The following is a 17,278-nucleotide window of genomic DNA, read 5'->3' as shown; positions in this document are numbered from 1 at the left end:
GGCATGACGATGCTGCGCTCCCTGTTCCTGTCCTTGCTGTGCCTGCTGCCTGCCCTCGCGGGGGCGCAGGCGTCGGCGCCGGCCGAGTGCGTGGTGCCGTCCAAGCCGGGCGGCGCCATGGACCTGACCTGCAAGCTGGCGAAAAAAGGCCTGGCGCAGGAGGGCGCGGCAGCCGCCATGGCGCCGATGCGCATCAGTTATCTGCCCGGCGGCATCGGCGCCGTGGCCTGGCACTCGATGGGTTCGCAGCGCCGCCGCGCGGAGCCGAACACCCTGGTGGCCTTTTCGGGCGGTTCGCTGCTCAATCTGGCGCAGGGCAAGTTCGGCAATGCCAAGGCGGGCGACGTGCGCTGGGTGGCGGCGCTGGGCGCCGACTACGGCATGATCGCCGTGCGCAGCGATTCGCCCTACAAGACGCTGGGCGACCTGATCGCGGCATTGCGGCAGCATCCGGACAAGGTGCTGATCGGCGTCTCCGGCACCATCGGCAGCCAGGACTGGCTGAAGATGGCGCTGGTGGCGCGCCACGCCGGCATCGATCCGAAAGTACTGCGCTTCGTCGCGCTCGAAGGCGGCGGCGAAGTGTTTACGGCGATGCAGGCCGATTATGTGCAGGTGGTCTCGGGCGACACGTCTGAAGCCACCCTGAACGCCAGCGCCAACCACGCGCGCGTGCTGGCCGTGCTGTCGGAGAAGCGCCTGCCCGGCGTGCTGGCAGGCGTGCCGACGGCGCGCGAGCAAGGCGTCGACGTGGTCTGGCCCATCATCCGCGGCGTGTGGATGGGGCCCCAGGTGCCGGAGGCGGACTACCAGCGCTGGGTGGCCACCTTTGACCGCGTCATGGCCACGCCGCAGTTCGCGGAATGGCGCGCGCAGGCCGGCCTGTATCCATTCGCCCTGACTGGGCCGAAGCTGACGGCGTATGTCAGGAAGGCGGTCGACGAGTATGCCAGGCAGGCGAATGAGCTTGGCCTGATGCGCTGAACGACATCCCATTAAATAAAAAACCTATTCATAGACGGAGACAACCCCATGCAAACCAAGACCCTGCTTCAAGCCGCCCTTGCCACCGCGTTTGCCAGCCTGGCCGGCGCCGCTTTCGCCCAGGTACCGGCAGGTTATCCGGCCGACTACCAGAAGATCATCGACGCGGCCAAGAAGGAAGGCAAGGTGGTGATCTACAGCGCCACCGACAGCAAGGCCGCCGCGCCGCTGATCAAGGATTTCAGCGCCCTGTATCCCGGCATCTCGGTCGAATACAACGACATGAATTCCACCGAAGTGTATAACCGCTTCATTTCCGAAGTGGCCGCCGGCGGCAACACGGCCGACGTGATGTGGTCTTCGGCGATGGACTTGCAGATGCGCCTGGCCTCCGATGGCTACGCCCTGAAATACAAGTCGGTCGAAGCGGCCAAGATCCCCGGCTGGGCCATGTGGGACGACCAGGCCTACGGCACCACGTTCGAGCCGGCCGCCATCGTCTATAACAAGCGTTTGCTCGACCCGAAGGAAGTGCCGAAGAACCACGACGACTTCGTCAAGCTGATCGCCACGCCGAAGTTCAAGGACAAGGTCACCACCTACGACATCGAGAAATCGGGCGTGGGCTTCATGTTCATGGCGCAGGATGCCAAGGAATATCCGCAATTCCTGGCGCTGCAAAACGCGTTCGGCACGGCCAAGGTGCGCGTGCAGTCGTCGACGGGCACCATGATGGAGCGTATCTCGTCCGGTGAAAACCTGATCGGCTACAACGTGCTGGGTTCCTACGCGCTGGTGCGCGCCAAGACCGACCCGTCGATCGGCGTGGTGCTGCCCAAGGATTACACCCTGATCCTGTCGCGCGTACAGTTCATCAACAAGAACGCGAAGAACGTCAACGCCAGCAAGCTGTGGCTCGATTACATCCTGTCGCACCGCGGCCAGACCATCATCGCCAACGGCGCCAAGCTGTTCGCCATCCGCGCCGACGTCACGGGCGAGACCACCTCGGCGGAACTGATCAAGGAAATCGGCACGGCCAACGTCAAGCCGATTCCCGTGCATCCGATCATCCTGCAATTCCTGGGGCCAGCCAAGCGCATGGCCTTCCTGAAGCAATGGAAAGAAACAGCCGGCAAAAAATAACGCCGACTTAGCCGCCCGCGAGCCTGGCTGCGGGCGCACGCCGTACCCTTCATTCATTGGATTCATCATGCAAACTGCTATCTTGCCGCTGCCTGCACGGTCGCGCTCTCCCTTGTCGCGCCTGAACTGGCCGCGCGGCGTGGTCGTGGCGATTACCCTGGTCGCCATTTTCCTGCCGCTGTTCCTGATTTTTTACCAGAGCTTTTTGAACGCGCCCTTCTTCATGCCGGTGCGCGAATTCGGCTTTGATTCTTACCGTTTCATCTTCGATGATCCCGATTTCGCCATGGCCTTCAAGAATGGCCTGATGCTGGCCTTCGGCCTGACCGTCATCGCCGTGCCGCTGGGCGGCATGCTGGCCTTCCTGATGGTGCGCACGGATTTGCCGGGCCGCGGCTGGGTGGCGCCCATGCTGCTGGTGCCGATCTTTGTCTCGCCGATGGTGATGGGCTTTGGCTACGTCGTCTCGATGGGACCCGTGGGCTTCTATTCGATCTGGGCCAAGGAGCTGCTGGGCTTCGTGCCCTGGAATATCTATTCCTTCACCAGCATCGTCATCATCGCTGGCCTGACGCACGTGCCGCACGTCTACCTGTATGCCTCGTCGGCCTTGAAAAGCCTGGGTTCGGACGTGGAAGAAGCGGCCCGCGTGGCCGGCGCTTCGCCGATCCAGGTGATGCTCAATGTGTCGCTGCCGATGATCATGCCTGCGCTGGCGTACGCGGGCGTGCTGGTGTTCTTCCTCGGCTTCGAGGTGTTCGGCCTGGTGTTGGTGCTCGGTGATCCGGAAGGCCATCTGGTGCTGCCGACCTATCTGTACAAGCTGACGAACAAGCTCGGCACGCCGTCGTACCACCTGATGGCCGCCGTCGCCGTCTGCCTGGTGATGGTGACCATGCCGCTGGTGATGATACAGCGCTGGCTGCTGAAATCGGCCAACAAATACGTGTCGATCAAGGGCAAGGGCGCGCGCAGCAAGGCCATGCCGCTGGGCCGCTGGAAGTGGCTGGCGTTTGCCTTGCTGGCCGGCTGGCTGATCTTCACCATCATCCTGCCGTTGACGGGCATCGTGCTGCGCTCCTTCGTGCAGTACTGGGGCGAAGGCGTGCACCTGGCCGACGTGCTGACGTTGCAGCATTTCCGCGACATTTTCGACCAGCCTTCGCTGGTGCGCGGCATCGTCAACACCATCCTGATCGGCGTCGTCGGCGGCGCGCTGGCCGTGGGCTGCTACAGCTTCATCGCGCTGGCCATGCACCGCAAGCAGGACGGCATCACGCGCCTGCTCGATTACAGCGTGCTGGTGCCGCGCGCCGTGCCAGGCCTCTTGGCCGGCCTGTCGTTCCTGTGGGTGTTCCTGTTCGTGCCGGCCTGGCTCGACGGCATATTGAAAGGCATGGACAACGGCGTGGCCCTGTGGCTGAGCGGCCATGTGATTCCCGTGCTGCGCGAAGTACGCTCGACGATCTTCGCCCTGTGGCTCGCGTATTCGGTGGTGTGGATGGCCTACGGCATGCGCCTCATTTCGACGGCGCTGCTGCAGGTGGGACCGGAGCTGGAAGAGGCGGCGCGCGCCGTCGGCGCCAGCCGCGGCCAGGTGACGCGCGACGTCACGCTGCCATTGATCAAATACGGCTTGCTGGGCGCCTGGCTGATGGTGTTCCTGATCTTCGAGCGCGAATATTCGACGGGCGTGTACCTGCTCTCGCCGGGCACGGAAGTGATCGGCGCCATGCTGGTGTCGCTGTGGGCGGGCGGTTCGACCGATCTGGTGGCGGCGCTGTCCTTCATCAATATCACCCTGGTGGCCATCGGCCTGGGCATCGCCTTGCGTTTCGGCGTGAAACTCCATAATTAATAGAAGACTGAGACCACATCATGAATGAATTGACCGTCAATGAGCTGTACCTGGACTACGGCACGGGCGCATCCGCCAACCAGATCCTGAAGGGTGTCTCGATGCACCTGCAAAAAGGCGAAGTGGTCGCCTTGCTGGGGCCTTCGGGCAGCGGCAAGACCACCTTGCTGCGCGCCGTGGCCGGGCTGGAAAGCCCGAAGGCCGGCACCATCCAGATCGGCGAGCGCAATGTCTTCGACGGCGCGAAGCAGTTCGAGATGCCGGCCGAGCATCGCAACCTGGGGCTGGTGTTCCAGTCGTACGCGCTGTGGCCGCACAAGACGGTGTTCGACAACGTCGCCTACGGCCTCAAATTGCGCAAGATGGGCAGCACGGAAATCGCCGCGCGCATCAAGGAAGTGCTGACGCAGCTGGGCCTGGGTCATCTGGGCGAGCGCTATCCGCACCAGCTGTCCGGCGGCCAGCAGCAGCGCGTGGCGATCGCCCGGGCGCTCGTGTACAACCCGCCCGTGATCCTGCTCGACGAACCGCTGTCGAACCTGGACGCCAAGCTGCGCGAGGAAGCGCGCGCCTTCCTGCGCGAACTGATCGTGCGCCTGGGCCTGTCGGCCCTGATGGTGACGCATGACCAGGGCGAGGCGATGGCCATTTCCGACCGTATTTTGCTGCTCAATAACGGCAAGATCGAGCAGCAGGGCACGCCGCAAAGCATGTATGAAACGCCCGATACCCTGTTCACGGCCGAATTCATGGGCAGCAACAACCGCCTGCCCGGCAAGGTCGTGCAGCGCGAGGGCAAGCAGGTGCGCCTGCTGGTCGACGGCGCGTCCATGCAGGGTGTGGCGCGCGGCGCCAACGTGGGTGCGGAAGTGACGACCATGATCCGCGTCGAGGAAGTGAAGATCAGCGCCACGCAGGTGGAGAACGCCATCGAGCTGCCGCTGCTGACCTGCATGTACCTGGGCGACCGCTGGGAATGCCTGTTCGAGCGCGGCGGCGCCGAGAACATCAGCCTGCGTGCGTATTCGCGCCACAAGCTCGAGGCGGGCAAGTACTGGCTGCACATGCCAGCCGATAAGCTCTGGGTGTTTTAACGGTGCCGTGGTGGCCGCGCTGGCGCGCAGTCGGCGCAGCGCTGGCCGCCGGGCTGGCGGGTGCCGCTATCTGCCTGTGGCTGCACACGCCGCTGCCGTGGATGATCGGCCCCCTGTTTGCCACGGCCGCGCTGCGCCTGGCGGGGCGCGAACTGGCATGTCCCGTGCGCGTGCGGGAAGCGGGACAGTGGGCCATCGGCACGGCCTTGGGTCTGTATTTCACGGCGCCCGTGCTGGCCGTGCTCACCGTCTATACGCCATGGATCGCCGGCGCCGTGCTGTTCGCGCTGGCGCTGGGCGCGTCCGGCGCCATGCTGCTGCGTCGCCTCTCCGGCGTCGACCATGCCACCGCCTTTTTTGCCATGGCCGTGGGTGGTGCATCCGAGATGGCGGTGCAGAGCGAGCGCCATGGCGCCGACGTGGGCAAGGTGGCCGCCGCGCACAGCCTGCGCATGATGCTGGTGGTGGCGACGATTCCGTTCGGCGTGCGCTACTGGGGCAGCCATGGCCTGGCAGAAGGGCATGAGACTTTCGTGCCGGGCGCCGCGCTGGTCGACTATGGCGGGCTGGCGCTGCTGGTCGGCATCACGGTGCTGGCGGCCCTCGCATTAAAACGGGGCCGGCTGCCCAACGCGTGGGTCATCGGCCCGCTGCTGGCCGCGCTGCTGCTGACGGCCTGCGGCATCCATCTGTCGCGCCTGCCCGAATGGATGATACGCGCGGGCCAGCTGTTCATCGGCATCGCCCTGGGCACGCGCTTCACTCCCGCCTTCCTGCATGCTGCTCCCCGCTACCTGGCCGGCGTGGCTCTGTGCAGTTTCCTGATGCTGCTGCTGGCGGCCGCCTTCGGACTGGGCCTGTCGCACTGGCTGGGCATCCACCCCGGTACGGCCATCCTGGCCACCTCGCCCGGCGGCATCGCGGAAATGTCGCTGACGGCCAAGGCCCTGCATCTGGGCGTCCCCATCGTCACGGCCTTCCACGTGGCGCGCATGGTGGTGCTGGTATTGCTGATCGGACCGCTGTTTCGCCTGCTGCCGCGTCCTTAATTTCCCCGCACGACGATTTCCTGCACCTGGGGTTCGCGCTGGCGCATGAAGCGCACGATGGAGTCCACCGTGACGACGTCGATCTGGCGCGTCATGCGGCGTTCGAACGGGTGATCGTCGAAGGCGATATTGGCGCGGAACATGCGCGCGCCCAGGCGCGTGGCGGCCGGTATGCTGAGCGTTTGCGGCGCGTAGCTGGCGCTGCGCAGCCAGCTTTGCGCTTCGGCGCGCGTTTCGATCTTGCCCGGCTCGTTGCTGGCAGCGGCCAGGGTTTCCAGCACCCACTGGTTCGAGTTCTGGTACTTGGTGGAAAACGGGTAGGCCAGCATATTGTAGTGTGCCTCATGCAGGCGCTTGGGCGTGTTCGACGTCAGCAGTCGCACCAGCTGCTGCTGCGTATCCTGGCCGGGAATCAGGATCAGGCTTTCATACATGAATACGTCATCCATGAAGAAATTGCCCAAGCCTTCGTTGTACAGCGACGATTGCGCCGTGCCGCATTCATTGAGTTCATGCACCACCAGCCAGCGGCCCTTCGGGTGGTCGCGCCAGGCCAGCGCCATGTGCGAATAGCGCAAATTGTACTTCGACAGGTCTTGCCCGGCGCGTGCCACCAGCGCCACTTGCGCGCCCGAACCATCGAGCGCCTGCAGGGTCTTTTGCGCCAGGTCCATCGATTTGACGAGGGTGGTCGCATCCGTTGGCTTTTCCTCGCACGAGCGTCCCGCATGGGCGGCGCCGGCCAGGGCCAGGCTGATGATCATGACAGTCAGGCGTTTCATGGGTTCACGCTTTCGAATGGTGGAGGATGGCATTGCCGGCCGCATCCGGCACATAGGCGATGGCCTTGCCCGACAGTACCAGCATGTGGCCCGTCGAGACGGCAACCACCTGGATGGCCGTGCCGGCCGCCAGCGACAGGCCTTGCGCGGCTTTCTGGCTCAGTTTGACGGAGGCCGTGGCCGCCTGCGAGGCGCCCCTGGCTGCGCTCTTCAGTACGAGGACGCTGCCGTCGGCCACGTCTTCCACCTTGTCGATGACGATTTCACCGGCGGCGGCCAGCACCGACATGGAGCCGACGAGCACGATGGCCGATGCCATGCTGGCGTTGTCGGATGCGTTGGTGGTGTCGGAATTGGCGGCCTGGGCCAGCGGCGCCATGGTGGCGGCGCACAGCAGGGCGGTGGCGAGCAGATGTTTCATGGGATTTCCGTTCTTCATTGGTGGTTACACTTTGGAGTGGTGCAGCAGCGCCTTGCCCAGTTCGTTCGGGATAAAGGCGATGGCCTTGCCGGAAAGAACCAGCATGTGGCCGGTGGACAGCGCCACCACGTTGACCACGGTGCCGGCCGCCAGCGACAGGCCCTTGGCCGCTTGCGTGCTCATCTGGATGGAAGCGCCGCCCGCTTCGGACGCGCCTTTCAGCACGATGACGATGCCTTCGCCCACCGTTTCCACGCTGGCGACCACCACCTGGCCGGAGGCGACCAGCATCGACATGGAGCCGGCGACGACGATGGCGGAACCCTGGCTGAGGTTTTGCGAGCCTTTCGACAGGTTCTCCGAGGCGGCGGCGTGGACCAGGCCGGGAGCGGCCACGGAGAGCGTCAACAGCGACAGGGACAGGCAGAGGGGCAGCAGGCGTTTCATGTGTTTCTCCTTCAAGTGTGCCAAGTGGCAACGCCATCATTGTAGACTGTGGGCAATTGGTCAATGAAAACGCTACTCGTAGCGGGCAGGCATACCGCAGGTAGCGTATTGCGCTACTTTTTTGCCGCCAGAACCGATGCCATTTTTATAAAGGAAATGCATGCCGCAAACCCACGCCTTGATCGAAGCCTTGAAACGCCTGTTGAAAGCGCGCGCCGTCACGTATGCCGAGCTGGCCCAGCGCATCGGTGTATCCGAAGCCAGCGTCAAGCGGATGTTTTCGCAGAAGCAATTTACCTTGCAACGCCTGGACCAGATCCTGGTGGCCATCGGCAGCGATTTCCAGCAGCTGGCGCTGGCCGTGCAGTCTGCCCAGGCCGCGCCCACCCTGATCACGGGACTGACATATGCGCAGGAAAAGGAAATCATCGAGGACACCCGGCTGTTCGTGGTGGCCGTGTCTGCCCTGAACCTGCTGCCGCTGGAACAGATCGTCGCCATCTACGACATCAGCGAGGCGCAAGCCGTGAAATACCTGCTGCGCCTCGATAAGATCGGTTTTCTGGAACTGCTGCCGAATAACCGGGTCAAACTGCTGGTGGCGCGCACGTTTGCGTGGATACCGAACGGGCCCATCCACACGTATTTCAAAAAGGAAGCCTATGGTGACTATTTGAATTCCCAATTCGATGGCGAGACGGAATTGTTGCGCTTGGTGAACGTGATGCTGTCGAAAAAATCCACGGCAGCCTTGCTGGAACGCCTGAAGCAAGTGGCGGTGGAATTCTCGCAGCAACACCAGGAAGACGCGCGCCTGCCCGGCGATGAGCGCCTGGCCATCAGCTTCATGCTGGCGGCGCGTCCCTGGATGCCGCAGACGTTCAAGGCGTTGCTGCGGCAGTGAGAGTGCAAGCCGGTCGATAAGCAAGCCTGCTAGCCTGTAAGCCAGCCGCCAGCCGCCAGCCGCCAGCAAGCAAGCAGGGAAGCCAGCAGGTCAATAAGTCAGTACGCCACAATAAAGCCATTCGTGGCGCCTGGTCTTTCTGGCCGCTAGTCTGGACGCTGGTCGCGCCTGTTTGCGCCATCCTCCATTGCTTGTGGGTTCATCTATTGCTGGCCCGTTTGCTGTTGCTCCGATTTCTGCTGCCCCTCTTGTTCCTGTTGCTCCTGTTTCATTTGCGTCAGCAAGCGCCAGGCAAAGAAGCCCAGCACGCCCACGCCCAGCAGCAGTGCGCCCCACAGCGCGGCCAGGCGCCACGGTGCCCCGTCCTTTGTGACGCGTGCGGGTGCCGCCGCGCCCCCGTTGGGGTGGAGCGGGCCGGCGCTGGCCGTCTTGAGCGCCAGTAATTCATCTGATTTGAAGCCGGGCGCCACCTGCGACAGCGGTTGCGCCACGGCGGCGGCGTTGCTGTGGCCGAATGCCAGTTGATAAGGCGGCTTGCCGCTGGCCAGGAAAACGACGGTAGCCGGTGTCCAGCCCAGGCGCAGGGCGGGCGCATCGCTGGCGTCGAGCTGGAGTTCCGTGGCCGTCTGCAGCACCCATTCGCCCGTTTGCGTCACGGGCATGGCCAGGTCGCCCGAGATCCTCTCCTTGCCATCGAGGCCGATGCGGTAAAACGTCGTGCTCAGCAGGGGATCGAAATACGCGCCTTGCGCGGGACGCGCCTGGTGGCGCAGGTGCAGCCGGTGCCGGGGAACATAGCTGTTCTGGCGATACACGCCCAGGGTCACGGGCAGCACCACATTGTTGTGCGTCAATTGCAGGGCGATGCTGTCGGCGGGAATGGCGAGGGGCGTGGCGTAGCGCCATTCATTCGCCTGCTTGCCGGGCAAGCCTTGCAGCACGATGGAGGCGCGCGCTGGAGCGATGTCCGTTTCGCTGACGGCTTGCGCCGTGATCGCCGCAAAGGCCAGCGGTTCGCCCGCTTGCCAGCTCAGGCGTGCATAGCGGAAGGCGCGCGGCGCAAAGGCGATGCTGTCGTTGGCCAGGGTTTGCGTGTCGCTGTTGCTGAGCCAATTCAGGGTGGTGGTGCCGATGGCGTCCCATTGCTTCAGGTCATCGCTTACTTCCAGCAGCACTTGCGCACTGTAATTGTCCGTGCGGGCCGGCGGCGTGAAGCGCATGGCGGCGATGCGCTTGTCTTGCGTCTGCTTGCCCAGGTCGAGGATCAGCGCCTGCAGCACCGCCGTGGTCGCCGCCGTGCCGGCGCGCGTGCTGACCGACAGCAAACGGCCATCGTCCGCCGTGCGGATATCGATGCCTTGCAAGCCATCGCCAGTTGCCGGCGCGCCCGTCACGGGGAAAATGCGGGCGGGAATGGCAGTCCGTTGCGTGGCCGATTGCGTGGGCGGCGCGCCGATGGCGTAGGCCAGGCGCTTGCCGTCGGCGTCGAACAGGCGCAGGTCGGCCAGGCTGGCCGAGCTGGCGTGCAGGTAGACGTCCCTGGGCAATATCAGCTGGACGATGCCGGCGCCGGCCGGCACCTGCACGGGCATGCTCCACGCATAGTCCTGTGGCCGGTCCTGGCCGGGCGCGGCCAGCGCGGCGCCTGCCACCAGCAGGCTGCAGCAGATCAATGAGGGCTTCATGCGGCTCCTTGTTGCGGTTCGGCTGAAGCGGGCGCGGCAGCCTTGGGGAAGGGCGCCAGGTAGCCGATCAAGACCATCAGCAAACCGACGCCCACGAAGGAGACGATGCGCTCGATGCCGCCCACGTTCGACAGGTCGATCAGGAACAGTTTCAGGACGACCAGACCCAGCAGCACGGCGCCCAGGCTCCATTGCTGGCGCCGCTGCTGGCGCGCCGCGTGGCGCATCAGCAGCAGGGCCGTCACGCTCCACACCAGCGACAGCATCGCTTGCACGAACTGCGAGGCCAGCATGGCGTCAAAGGTGTAGGGCACGCCCAGGTACTGCGACACCGTGCGCAGCAGCATCAGGTTGAACCAGCCATACAGCAGGCACGCGGCCACGACGGGCAAGCGCGCCTGCCATACGGCGGGCAGCGGCATCTGGCCCGCCGGCAGCAAGCGGTAGCTGGCAATGGCCAGCAGGACGGCAAAACCCGTGCTCAGGTCCAGCGGATTGAGCAATGGCAAATACGGCAGCGGTGCCATGGCGCCGTCGTCGAAGATGTTCCATGCGGCGATCAGCAGCAGCGACCATGCCGCCGCCAGCGGTATCAGATAACGCTGGTACCACGCCGCAATCGGCGCCACCGGCCAGGCGCCAGCGCGGCAGCGGCGGATCAGCCAGGCCAGCACCAGCATCATGGCCCAGGCCGGCAAGTAGCGGGCCCAGGCAGGGCTGACGCTGCCTTCATACTGTGCCAGCCAGGCGCTGACCTGCATGGCGCCAAGCGGCCACAGCATCAGCCAGGGCGCGGCCGTGCGCAGCGTATGCAGCAGGCGCAGCGCACGCACGTCGAGTTGCCAGCCCGCTTGCGGCCAGGCCAGCAGCAGGTATTCTCCTGCCGCCAGGGCACTGGCCAAAGCCAGCCAGCTCAGGCCGGTCGGCAGGTAATCGCGCAGGTACAGCGCCAGCAACAGGTTGGCGCTCCACAGGCCCAGGCCAATCCAGGCGGCCACGCTGATCCAGCGCAGCTGCGGCCAATCGAGGCGCCGCGCCAGGAGGGCGAACGCGGGCGTCGTGACGCAGACGGCGATCAGGTACAGCGCCAGCCAGTGTTCGCCCGCGTGCGCTTGCAGCGCCAGGTTGCCGTCGATTAGGCGCAGCAGCCAGCTGGTGAAGGGCACGAGGATGGCGGCAAACCACAGCAAGCCGCTCCAGGCCAGCAGGGGGCGCGCCACCAGGGCCAGCAGCTCGTCGCCGCCGCGCGCGCGCAGCGCAAGGAAACGGGCGCTGGCAAAGGCGGCGGCGCCCAGCAGCAGGGCGCTGAGGAAGGAGCCGCCGAACAGGTTGGCCGGATGCTGGTCCCAGGCCCAGCTGGCGCGGCTGAGCAAGATCATGCCGGCCAGGACCTGCACGGCCAGCAGCAGGGCACGCGGCGCATGCCATTGCTCGCGCCGCGCCAGCACCGCCAGCAGGGCTGCCACTGCCAGCGCGCTGACGGTGAGCAGGTTCAGTTGCGTTGCGGCATCCGTGCGCAGCAGGATTTCGCTCCAGATGCCGCCCAGCAGCCAGACTGTGGCGGCCGTCAGGAACAGCACGGACAGGCTGCTCATGAACTCCGGATGCAAGTGGCTGCCGTGGCGGCGGAAGTTGAAGGCCATCACCAGCGCGGCGGCGGCCAGCAGCACGCAGCCGAGCCAGATGTTGGCGTCCAGGGCCGCTGCCGTATCGAGTTCCAGCATGGCGCCGAGGAAGGCAAGCCAGGCGGCCCCCTGCACCAGCAAGCCAAAGGCCCAAGCCAGCGTCTGGCGCTGGCGCAAGCCGACCCAGACGATGCCCGCGCCTTCCAGCGCCCAGGCGGCGGACGTCCAGCGGCCGTCGAGGGCGAACGGGATGGCCAGGGTGCCAAACACGATGCCCAGCGCGAGGAAGGCTTCGGCCAGCAGTTTGAAACCTGCGCGGCGCCACAGCGCCACGGCCAGTCCCGTGTAGCACAGGCCGGCAAGCAGCGCGGAGAACGCCAGGCCAAAGTCAAAGTGCCGCACCAGGCCGTACTGCAGGCCCATGGCCGCCAGCGGCGTGCCGAAGACGAGGGTGCCATCCACGTAGTGCTTGAGGCGCGGCGCCTGGCGCGCGCAGTAGGCGATGGCGATGCCGATATAGAACAGCACGAACAGGATCAAGAACAGTTGCGTCGACAGGTAGTGTTCGGGCGAGTAGCGCAGCAGGCCCCAGGTGATGGCGACGACAAAGGTAAAGCCAAAGCTCAGTACATTCAGCACGCGCCAGGCGCGTTTCAGGGCGATGGCAAAGACGCCCGCATTGAGCAGCGCGTAATAGCTGAACAGGCCGATATGGTTGCCGCTGCCAGTAGATACCAGCAGGGGCACGGCAAAGCCGCCGACGATGCCGAAGACGGCCAGCCAGACGGCGTTTTGCAGCACGGCCAGCAGGCACGTGAACGCCGTCAGCACGAACAGCACGGCAAACGCCAGGCCAGCCGGGATCAGTTCATACAGGCGGAAGGCGCCAAACGTCACCAGCATCAATATCGCCAGCGCCGTGCCCTGCAGCGGCAGGCTGATGCCGGGACGGCTGAGGCGGATGCGCCAGGCCCAGGCCAGCAGGGCAATATCGGCCAGCGCGATGCCGGCCAGGCGCAGCTCGATGGGCAGCGTGACCTGGGCCGACACGTATTTGAGCAGGAAGCTGACGCCGAGGAAGAGGATCAGCAAGCCCAGCTTGGCGACCAGGTTGCCCGTGAATAGCCAGTTTTTCGCCTTGGCAACGAGGCCGTCCGGGTGCGCGATCCAGGACGGGGTATTCGGGACGGCAGGGGCGGGCTTGGCGGGGGGCGGCGGAGCCGGTTTCGGCGCCACGGGGGCTTCTGCTGCGGAGGCTGTTGCCGGCACTGCTGCCGGCGCGACCTGCGCCACCTCGGCCACCTTGATCGCGGCTGCTTGCGGCACGGAGGCGGGCGTCGGCAAAGGCGTCGGCGCCGCCACTGTCACTGGCGCCGCGCTGGCGGGCACGGCGGGTGCAACGGGCACGACGGGCGTAGCCGCAGGCGCTTCGCCCTGGCCTTCCAGCGTCCGCAGGCGCTGCTGGATGCCGTCGACTTCCTTGCGCAGGCGTGCCGTCAGCAATTCCAGATCCGCCACCTTGCGGCGGTATTGCAGCACCAGCACGAAGGCGGTAATCAGCAAGCCAAGGATGAACAGCGTGATCAATCCAAACATGGGGCAGCTTTCCTGAAAGGGCAGGGCGAAGGCGCCCGATGTATGCGCACATTACCTTATTATCAAGAAACAAGCGATTTCTGTTGTGTCAGGGCAAGTGCCAGGAAGCGCGTACGGCGACAAGGCAAGCATGGGGCCGGAGCGGGCTTTTCATATTGATGCCAAGCAAGATGTCGACATTCAGATTGTCGTGCGCAGGATAGTGCTGTATTTTAGCAATTCCTTAATTGCCAGTTCCCTATGCCATGAGTCAAAGCAGCCAGTTTTCCTTATTGTCGCAGCGCCGTTTCGGGCCCTTCTTCTGGACCCAGTTCTTTGGCGCCTTCAACGACAATCTGTTCAAGACGGCCTTGATGGTGATCCTCGCCTACGATGCGCTGAGCTGGACCACGCTCGACCCGTCCACCATCACCAACCTGATTCCCGGCCTGTTCATCCTGCCCTACGTCGTGTTTTCAGCCACGGCAGGCCAGCTGGCCGACAAATTCGAAAAGGCGGGCCTGGCCCGTTTCGTGAAATGGATGGAACTGGCCATCATGGCCGTGGCCGCCGCAGGCTGGATGACGCATACCCTGTGGCTGCTGGTGGCCGCCGTCGTGGGCATGGGCGTGCATTCGACCCTGTTCGGCCCCGTCAAGTATGCCTACCTGCCGCAGCAGCTCAAACCCGAGGAACTGGTCGGCGGCAATGGTCTGATCGAGATGGGCACCTTTGTCGGCATTTTATTGGGCGAAATCCTCGGCGCCGTGTTGATCGTGCACAAGCCGCTGGGCGTGGAACTGGTGGCGGGCGCGACGATTGCCGTGGCCGTCTTCGGCCTCATCGCCAGCTACCGCGTGCCGCGCACGCCGGCGCCCGAGCCGGACTTGAAGGTGAGCCTGAATTTCGTCGCCGAATCGTTCCGCAACCTGAATTTTTCGCGCAAGAACCGTCCCGTCTTCCTGGCCATGCTGGGCAACTCCTGGTTCTGGTTCTATGGCGCCCTGATCCTGGCGCAGTTCCCCGTGTATTCGAAGGATTTCCTGCATGGCGACCACAGCGTGTTCGTGCTGCTGCTGACCGTGTTTTCCGTCGGCATCGGCACGGGTTCCTTGCTGTGCGAACGCCTGTCCGGCCACAAGATCGAAATCGGCCTGGTGCCGTTCGGTTCCATCGGCCTGTCGCTGTTCGGCATCGACCTGTATTTCGCCAGCAATGCGTATGCGAATACGCAAGTGGTCGATGCGCTGGCGTTCGTCAGCCAGGCCGGCGTGCCGCGCATCTTGCTCGATATCGTCATGATCGGCGTCTTCGGCGGCTTCTTCATCGTGCCCCTGTTCGCGCTGATCCAGACGCGCTGCGACCCGAAACACATTTCGCGCACGATTGCCGGCATGAATATCCTGAACGCCCTGTTCATGGTGGCGGCCGCCGGCGTGGCCATCGTGCTGCTGGGCCAGGGGTTTACGATTCCGCAATTGTTCCTCGTCACGGCCATCCTGAATGCGCTGGTGGCGGCCTACATCTTCTCGCTGGTGCCGGAATTCCTCATGCGTTTCCTCGCGTGGATACTGATACAGACTGTGCACCGCGTGAAAGTCGTCGATGGCGAGCGCATCCCGACGGAAGGGGCGGCCGTGCTGGTGTGCAACCACGTCAGCTATGTGGACGCCATCGTCATCATGGCGGCCAGCCCCCGCCCCATCCGTTTCGTCATGGACCACCGCATCTTCAAGATGCCGCTGATGGGCTGGATTTTCCGCACGGCCAAGGCGATTCCCATCGCGCCGGCCAAGGAAGATCCTTTCCTAATGGAAAAGGCTTTCATTGATATCGCGCAAGCGCTGCACGAGGGAGAACTGGTGTGCATCTTCCCCGAAGGCAAGCTGACGCGCACGGGCCAGATCAGCGAATTCAAGGGCGGCATCGCGAAAATCGTCGAGCGCAGCAAGGTGCCCGTGATTCCGCTGGCGCTGCGCGGCTTGTGGGGACATCTGTTGAGCCATCGCAATGGCCATTTGTTCGAGCGCGCCTTCAAGGCGGGCTTGCGCTCGCGCCTGTCGCTGGCCGTGGGCATGCCCGTGGCGCCCGAGGCCGCCACGCCGGAACTGTTGCAGCAAAAGGTGCAGGAATTGCGCGGCAAGTGGAAATAAACGCTATTTTGTCCGCGTAGCTGCTCCCGTCTGCCGCGCCAGGCGCTGTTCCAGCAGGGCGGCGATGGCGGCGAAGTCCACCGGTTTCGTCAGGTGATGGTCGAAACCGGCTTGTTCCGTGCGTGAGCGCGCCTCTCCCCAGCCCGTCAGGGCGATCAGCAGCACTTCGCGCCCCTGCGCACGCTGGCGTATCTGGCGCGCCGCCTCATAACCATCCATGTCCGGCATGCCCAGGTCCATCACGACCAGTTGCGGCCATGCCATGTCGACGGCCGCCAGGGCTTGCGCGCCGCCATACGCGACACTGGCGGCATAGCCCTCGAGCTGGAACAGGCTTTGCAAGGCATCGGCCGCATCGAGGTTGTCGTCCACCACCAGCACTTGCACGGGTTGGCCAGCGCCGGCGGGCGACTCGCTGCGGGCGGCCGCCGGCGTGGCCGGGGCGGCTGCCTGGGCGTCGCCGGCGCTGGCGGGCAAGGTGACGATGAAGCGGCTGCCGCGGCCGGGGCCGTCGCTGTACGCTTCGATGTTGCCGCCATGCATCTCGGTAAATTGGCGCGCCAGGCTCAGGCCGATGCCCAGGCCGCTGGCCATCTGGCCTTCTACCGTGCGCCCCTGTTCAAACATGGAAAAGATGCGCGGGATGGCGTCCGGCTCGATGCCGATGCCATTGTCTTCGACCGTCACCTGCAGCAAGCCTTGCGCCAGGCGCGCCGTCATGTGGATGTGGCCGCCCTCCGGCGTGAACTTCACGGCATTCGACACGATATTGGCAAAGATCTGCACCACCCTGGCATAGTCGGCGTGCAAGGTCACGGCATGCGGCGGCAACGTCTGCGTGATGCTGATGTGCCGGCTGTCGGCCGCGGGCTGGCACAGTTCGATCACATGGTCGAGTACTTGCTGTAAATCAATGTTTTCTCGCTGCAGCAGTACCTTGCCGCTGGTGATGCGCGCCACGTTGAGCAAGTCATCCACCAGCCGCGTCAGGTGCGTTACCTGGCGCTCGATCACGCCGCTGACCTTGCTGACCTGCTCCGATGCGGGATACAGGTGCTTGAGCAGGGCCACCGAGGTCTTGATGGGCGCCAGCGGATTGCGCAGTTCATGCCCGAGGCTGGCAAGGAATTCGTCCTTGCGCCGCTGCGTCTCGCGCACCTGGTACTGGCGCTGGCGTGCGCGCAGCATGGCGTGGGCCGAGGTGATCAGGGTCAATATGTGTACGGGGCGTTCCAGCAGGGTCAGGTTGCCCAGGGTGGCGACGGCTTGCCGCAAAGGCAGGGAATCGAGGCCCGCGTGCGTCAGCAGGATGATGGGCAAATCGGACCAGTCCGGTTGCTGGCGGGCGTAGGCGTCGAGCACGGCGTACACGCCGGCAGGCAAGGATTCGTCCACCGTCAGCACGCCGCCGGCGCCCAGCGCCAGCTGCTCGGCCAGTTCGCCGGCGGAGCGGCAGGCGTGGCTGGCGATGGCCTCGCCGGCGAGCACCCTGGCGGCCAGGGCGGCGTCCTGGCCGCCAGGCGCGTAGATCAGGATACGCTGCTCCATGGCAACT

Annotated in this window: 13 protein-coding genes; 7 read left to right on the top strand and 6 right to left on the bottom strand. The window is 64.8% G+C overall.

Annotation, left to right across the window (positions count from 1 at the left end):
- The first annotated feature begins 3 nt into the window (after positions 1-3).
- The 5 genes from OX460_RS09845 (at position 4) to OX460_RS09825 (ending at position 6,131) form a co-directional block, all read left to right on the top strand.
- Entirely contained in the window at positions 4-984 is a 981-nt protein-coding gene (locus OX460_RS09845; RefSeq protein WP_251350455.1) for a tripartite tricarboxylate transporter substrate-binding protein, read from the top strand.
- 48 nt (positions 985-1,032) lie between these two features.
- Entirely contained in the window at positions 1,033-2,130 is a 1,098-nt protein-coding gene (locus OX460_RS09840; RefSeq protein ID WP_099667024.1) for an ABC transporter substrate-binding protein, read from the top strand.
- 67 nt (positions 2,131-2,197) lie between these two features.
- Positions 2,198-3,988, top strand: coding sequence for an iron ABC transporter permease (locus OX460_RS09835; protein ID WP_070219148.1), 1,791 nt, complete (start codon positions 2,198-2,200; stop codon positions 3,986-3,988).
- Between the two features lie 20 nt (positions 3,989-4,008).
- On the top strand, positions 4,009-5,082 hold the full coding sequence (locus OX460_RS09830; RefSeq protein WP_289898543.1) for an ABC transporter ATP-binding protein: 1,074 nt from the start codon (positions 4,009-4,011) through the stop codon (positions 5,080-5,082).
- Positions 5,083-5,084: 2 nt separating this feature from the next.
- Positions 5,085-6,131 carry an AbrB family transcriptional regulator gene (locus OX460_RS09825; RefSeq protein ID WP_289898542.1) on the top strand — a complete coding sequence of 349 codons (1,047 nt, stop codon included), beginning with the start codon at positions 5,085-5,087 and terminating at the stop codon, positions 6,129-6,131.
- On the opposite strand, the gene OX460_RS09820 is transcribed toward OX460_RS09825, so the two are convergent.
- Genes OX460_RS09820 through OX460_RS09810 form a run of 3 tightly spaced genes read right to left on the bottom strand, consistent with a single transcriptional unit; the run spans position 6,128 to position 7,781 of the window.
- Positions 6,128-6,913, bottom strand: coding sequence for a DUF2145 domain-containing protein (locus tag OX460_RS09820; RefSeq protein WP_251350456.1), 786 nt, complete (start codon positions 6,911-6,913; stop codon positions 6,128-6,130). The two genes, OX460_RS09825 and OX460_RS09820, sit on opposite strands and share 4 nt — an antisense overlap.
- Positions 6,914-6,917: 4 nt before the next feature.
- Positions 6,918-7,334 (bottom strand): hypothetical protein, encoded by a 417-nt coding sequence (locus tag OX460_RS09815; RefSeq protein WP_251350457.1) that lies wholly within the window; start codon positions 7,332-7,334, stop codon positions 6,918-6,920.
- 24 nt (positions 7,335-7,358) lie between these two features.
- Positions 7,359-7,781 (bottom strand): hypothetical protein, encoded by a 423-nt coding sequence (locus OX460_RS09810; protein WP_251350458.1) that lies wholly within the window; start codon positions 7,779-7,781, stop codon positions 7,359-7,361.
- 160 nt (positions 7,782-7,941) lie between these two features.
- On the opposite strand from OX460_RS09810, the gene OX460_RS09805 reads away from it, so the two are divergent.
- Complete coding sequence (locus OX460_RS09805) at positions 7,942-8,685, top strand: helix-turn-helix domain-containing protein (RefSeq protein ID WP_077407465.1); 744 nt, start codon at positions 7,942-7,944, stop codon at positions 8,683-8,685.
- Positions 8,686-8,888: 203 nt separating this feature from the next.
- Here the strand turns inward: OX460_RS09805 and OX460_RS09800 are convergent, their stop codons facing one another.
- A complete protein-coding gene (locus OX460_RS09800; RefSeq protein WP_289898541.1) occupies positions 8,889-10,370 on the bottom strand; it encodes a DUF3999 family protein in 1,482 nt (493 codons plus the stop codon).
- On the bottom strand, positions 10,367-13,591 hold the full coding sequence (locus tag OX460_RS09795) for a DUF2339 domain-containing protein (RefSeq protein ID WP_289898540.1): 3,225 nt from the start codon (positions 13,589-13,591) through the stop codon (positions 10,367-10,369). Before OX460_RS09795 ends, OX460_RS09800 begins: the two co-directional genes overlap by 4 nt.
- Before the next feature lie 245 nt (positions 13,592-13,836).
- Between OX460_RS09795 and OX460_RS09790 the strand changes: the two genes are divergently transcribed.
- Complete coding sequence (locus tag OX460_RS09790; RefSeq protein ID WP_251350461.1) at positions 13,837-15,723, top strand: MFS transporter; 1,887 nt, start codon at positions 13,837-13,839, stop codon at positions 15,721-15,723.
- 3 nt (positions 15,724-15,726) lie between these two features.
- Here the strand turns inward: OX460_RS09790 and OX460_RS09785 are convergent, their stop codons facing one another.
- Complete coding sequence (locus OX460_RS09785) at positions 15,727-17,271, bottom strand: ATP-binding protein (protein ID WP_289898539.1); 1,545 nt, start codon at positions 17,269-17,271, stop codon at positions 15,727-15,729.
- Positions 17,272-17,278: the final 7 nt, after the last annotated feature.

The organism is Janthinobacterium sp. SUN033 (assembly GCF_030397595.1).
Lineage (GTDB): Bacteria > Pseudomonadota > Gammaproteobacteria > Burkholderiales > Burkholderiaceae_D > Janthinobacterium > Janthinobacterium kumbetense.
This window is presented reverse-complemented; position numbering and strand designations above follow the sequence as displayed.

Bases quoted from the DNA above. Each gene is read 5' to 3' on its own strand.
- OX460_RS09845 (WP_251350455.1), top strand. From the start codon at position 4: ATGACGATGCTGCGCTCCCTGTTCCTGTCCTTGCTGTGCCTGCTGCCT.
- OX460_RS09840 (WP_099667024.1), top strand. From the start codon at position 1,033: ATGCAAACCAAGACCCTGCTTCAAGCCGCCCTTGCCACCGCGTTTGCC.
- OX460_RS09835 (WP_070219148.1), top strand. From the start codon at position 2,198: ATGCAAACTGCTATCTTGCCGCTGCCTGCACGGTCGCGCTCTCCCTTG.
- OX460_RS09830 (WP_289898543.1), top strand. From the start codon at position 4,009: ATGAATGAATTGACCGTCAATGAGCTGTACCTGGACTACGGCACGGGC.
- OX460_RS09820 (WP_251350456.1), bottom strand. From the start codon at position 6,913: ATGAAACGCCTGACTGTCATGATCATCAGCCTGGCCCTGGCCGGCGCC.
- OX460_RS09815 (WP_251350457.1), bottom strand. From the start codon at position 7,334: ATGAAACATCTGCTCGCCACCGCCCTGCTGTGCGCCGCCACCATGGCG.
- OX460_RS09810 (WP_251350458.1), bottom strand. From the start codon at position 7,781: ATGAAACGCCTGCTGCCCCTCTGCCTGTCCCTGTCGCTGTTGACGCTC.
- OX460_RS09805 (WP_077407465.1), top strand. From the start codon at position 7,942: ATGCCGCAAACCCACGCCTTGATCGAAGCCTTGAAACGCCTGTTGAAA.
- OX460_RS09800 (WP_289898541.1), bottom strand. From the start codon at position 10,370: ATGAAGCCCTCATTGATCTGCTGCAGCCTGCTGGTGGCAGGCGCCGCG.
- OX460_RS09795 (WP_289898540.1), bottom strand. From the start codon at position 13,591: ATGTTTGGATTGATCACGCTGTTCATCCTTGGCTTGCTGATTACCGCC.
- OX460_RS09790 (WP_251350461.1), top strand. From the start codon at position 13,837: ATGAGTCAAAGCAGCCAGTTTTCCTTATTGTCGCAGCGCCGTTTCGGG.
- OX460_RS09785 (WP_289898539.1), bottom strand. From the start codon at position 17,271: ATGGAGCAGCGTATCCTGATCTACGCGCCTGGCGGCCAGGACGCCGCC.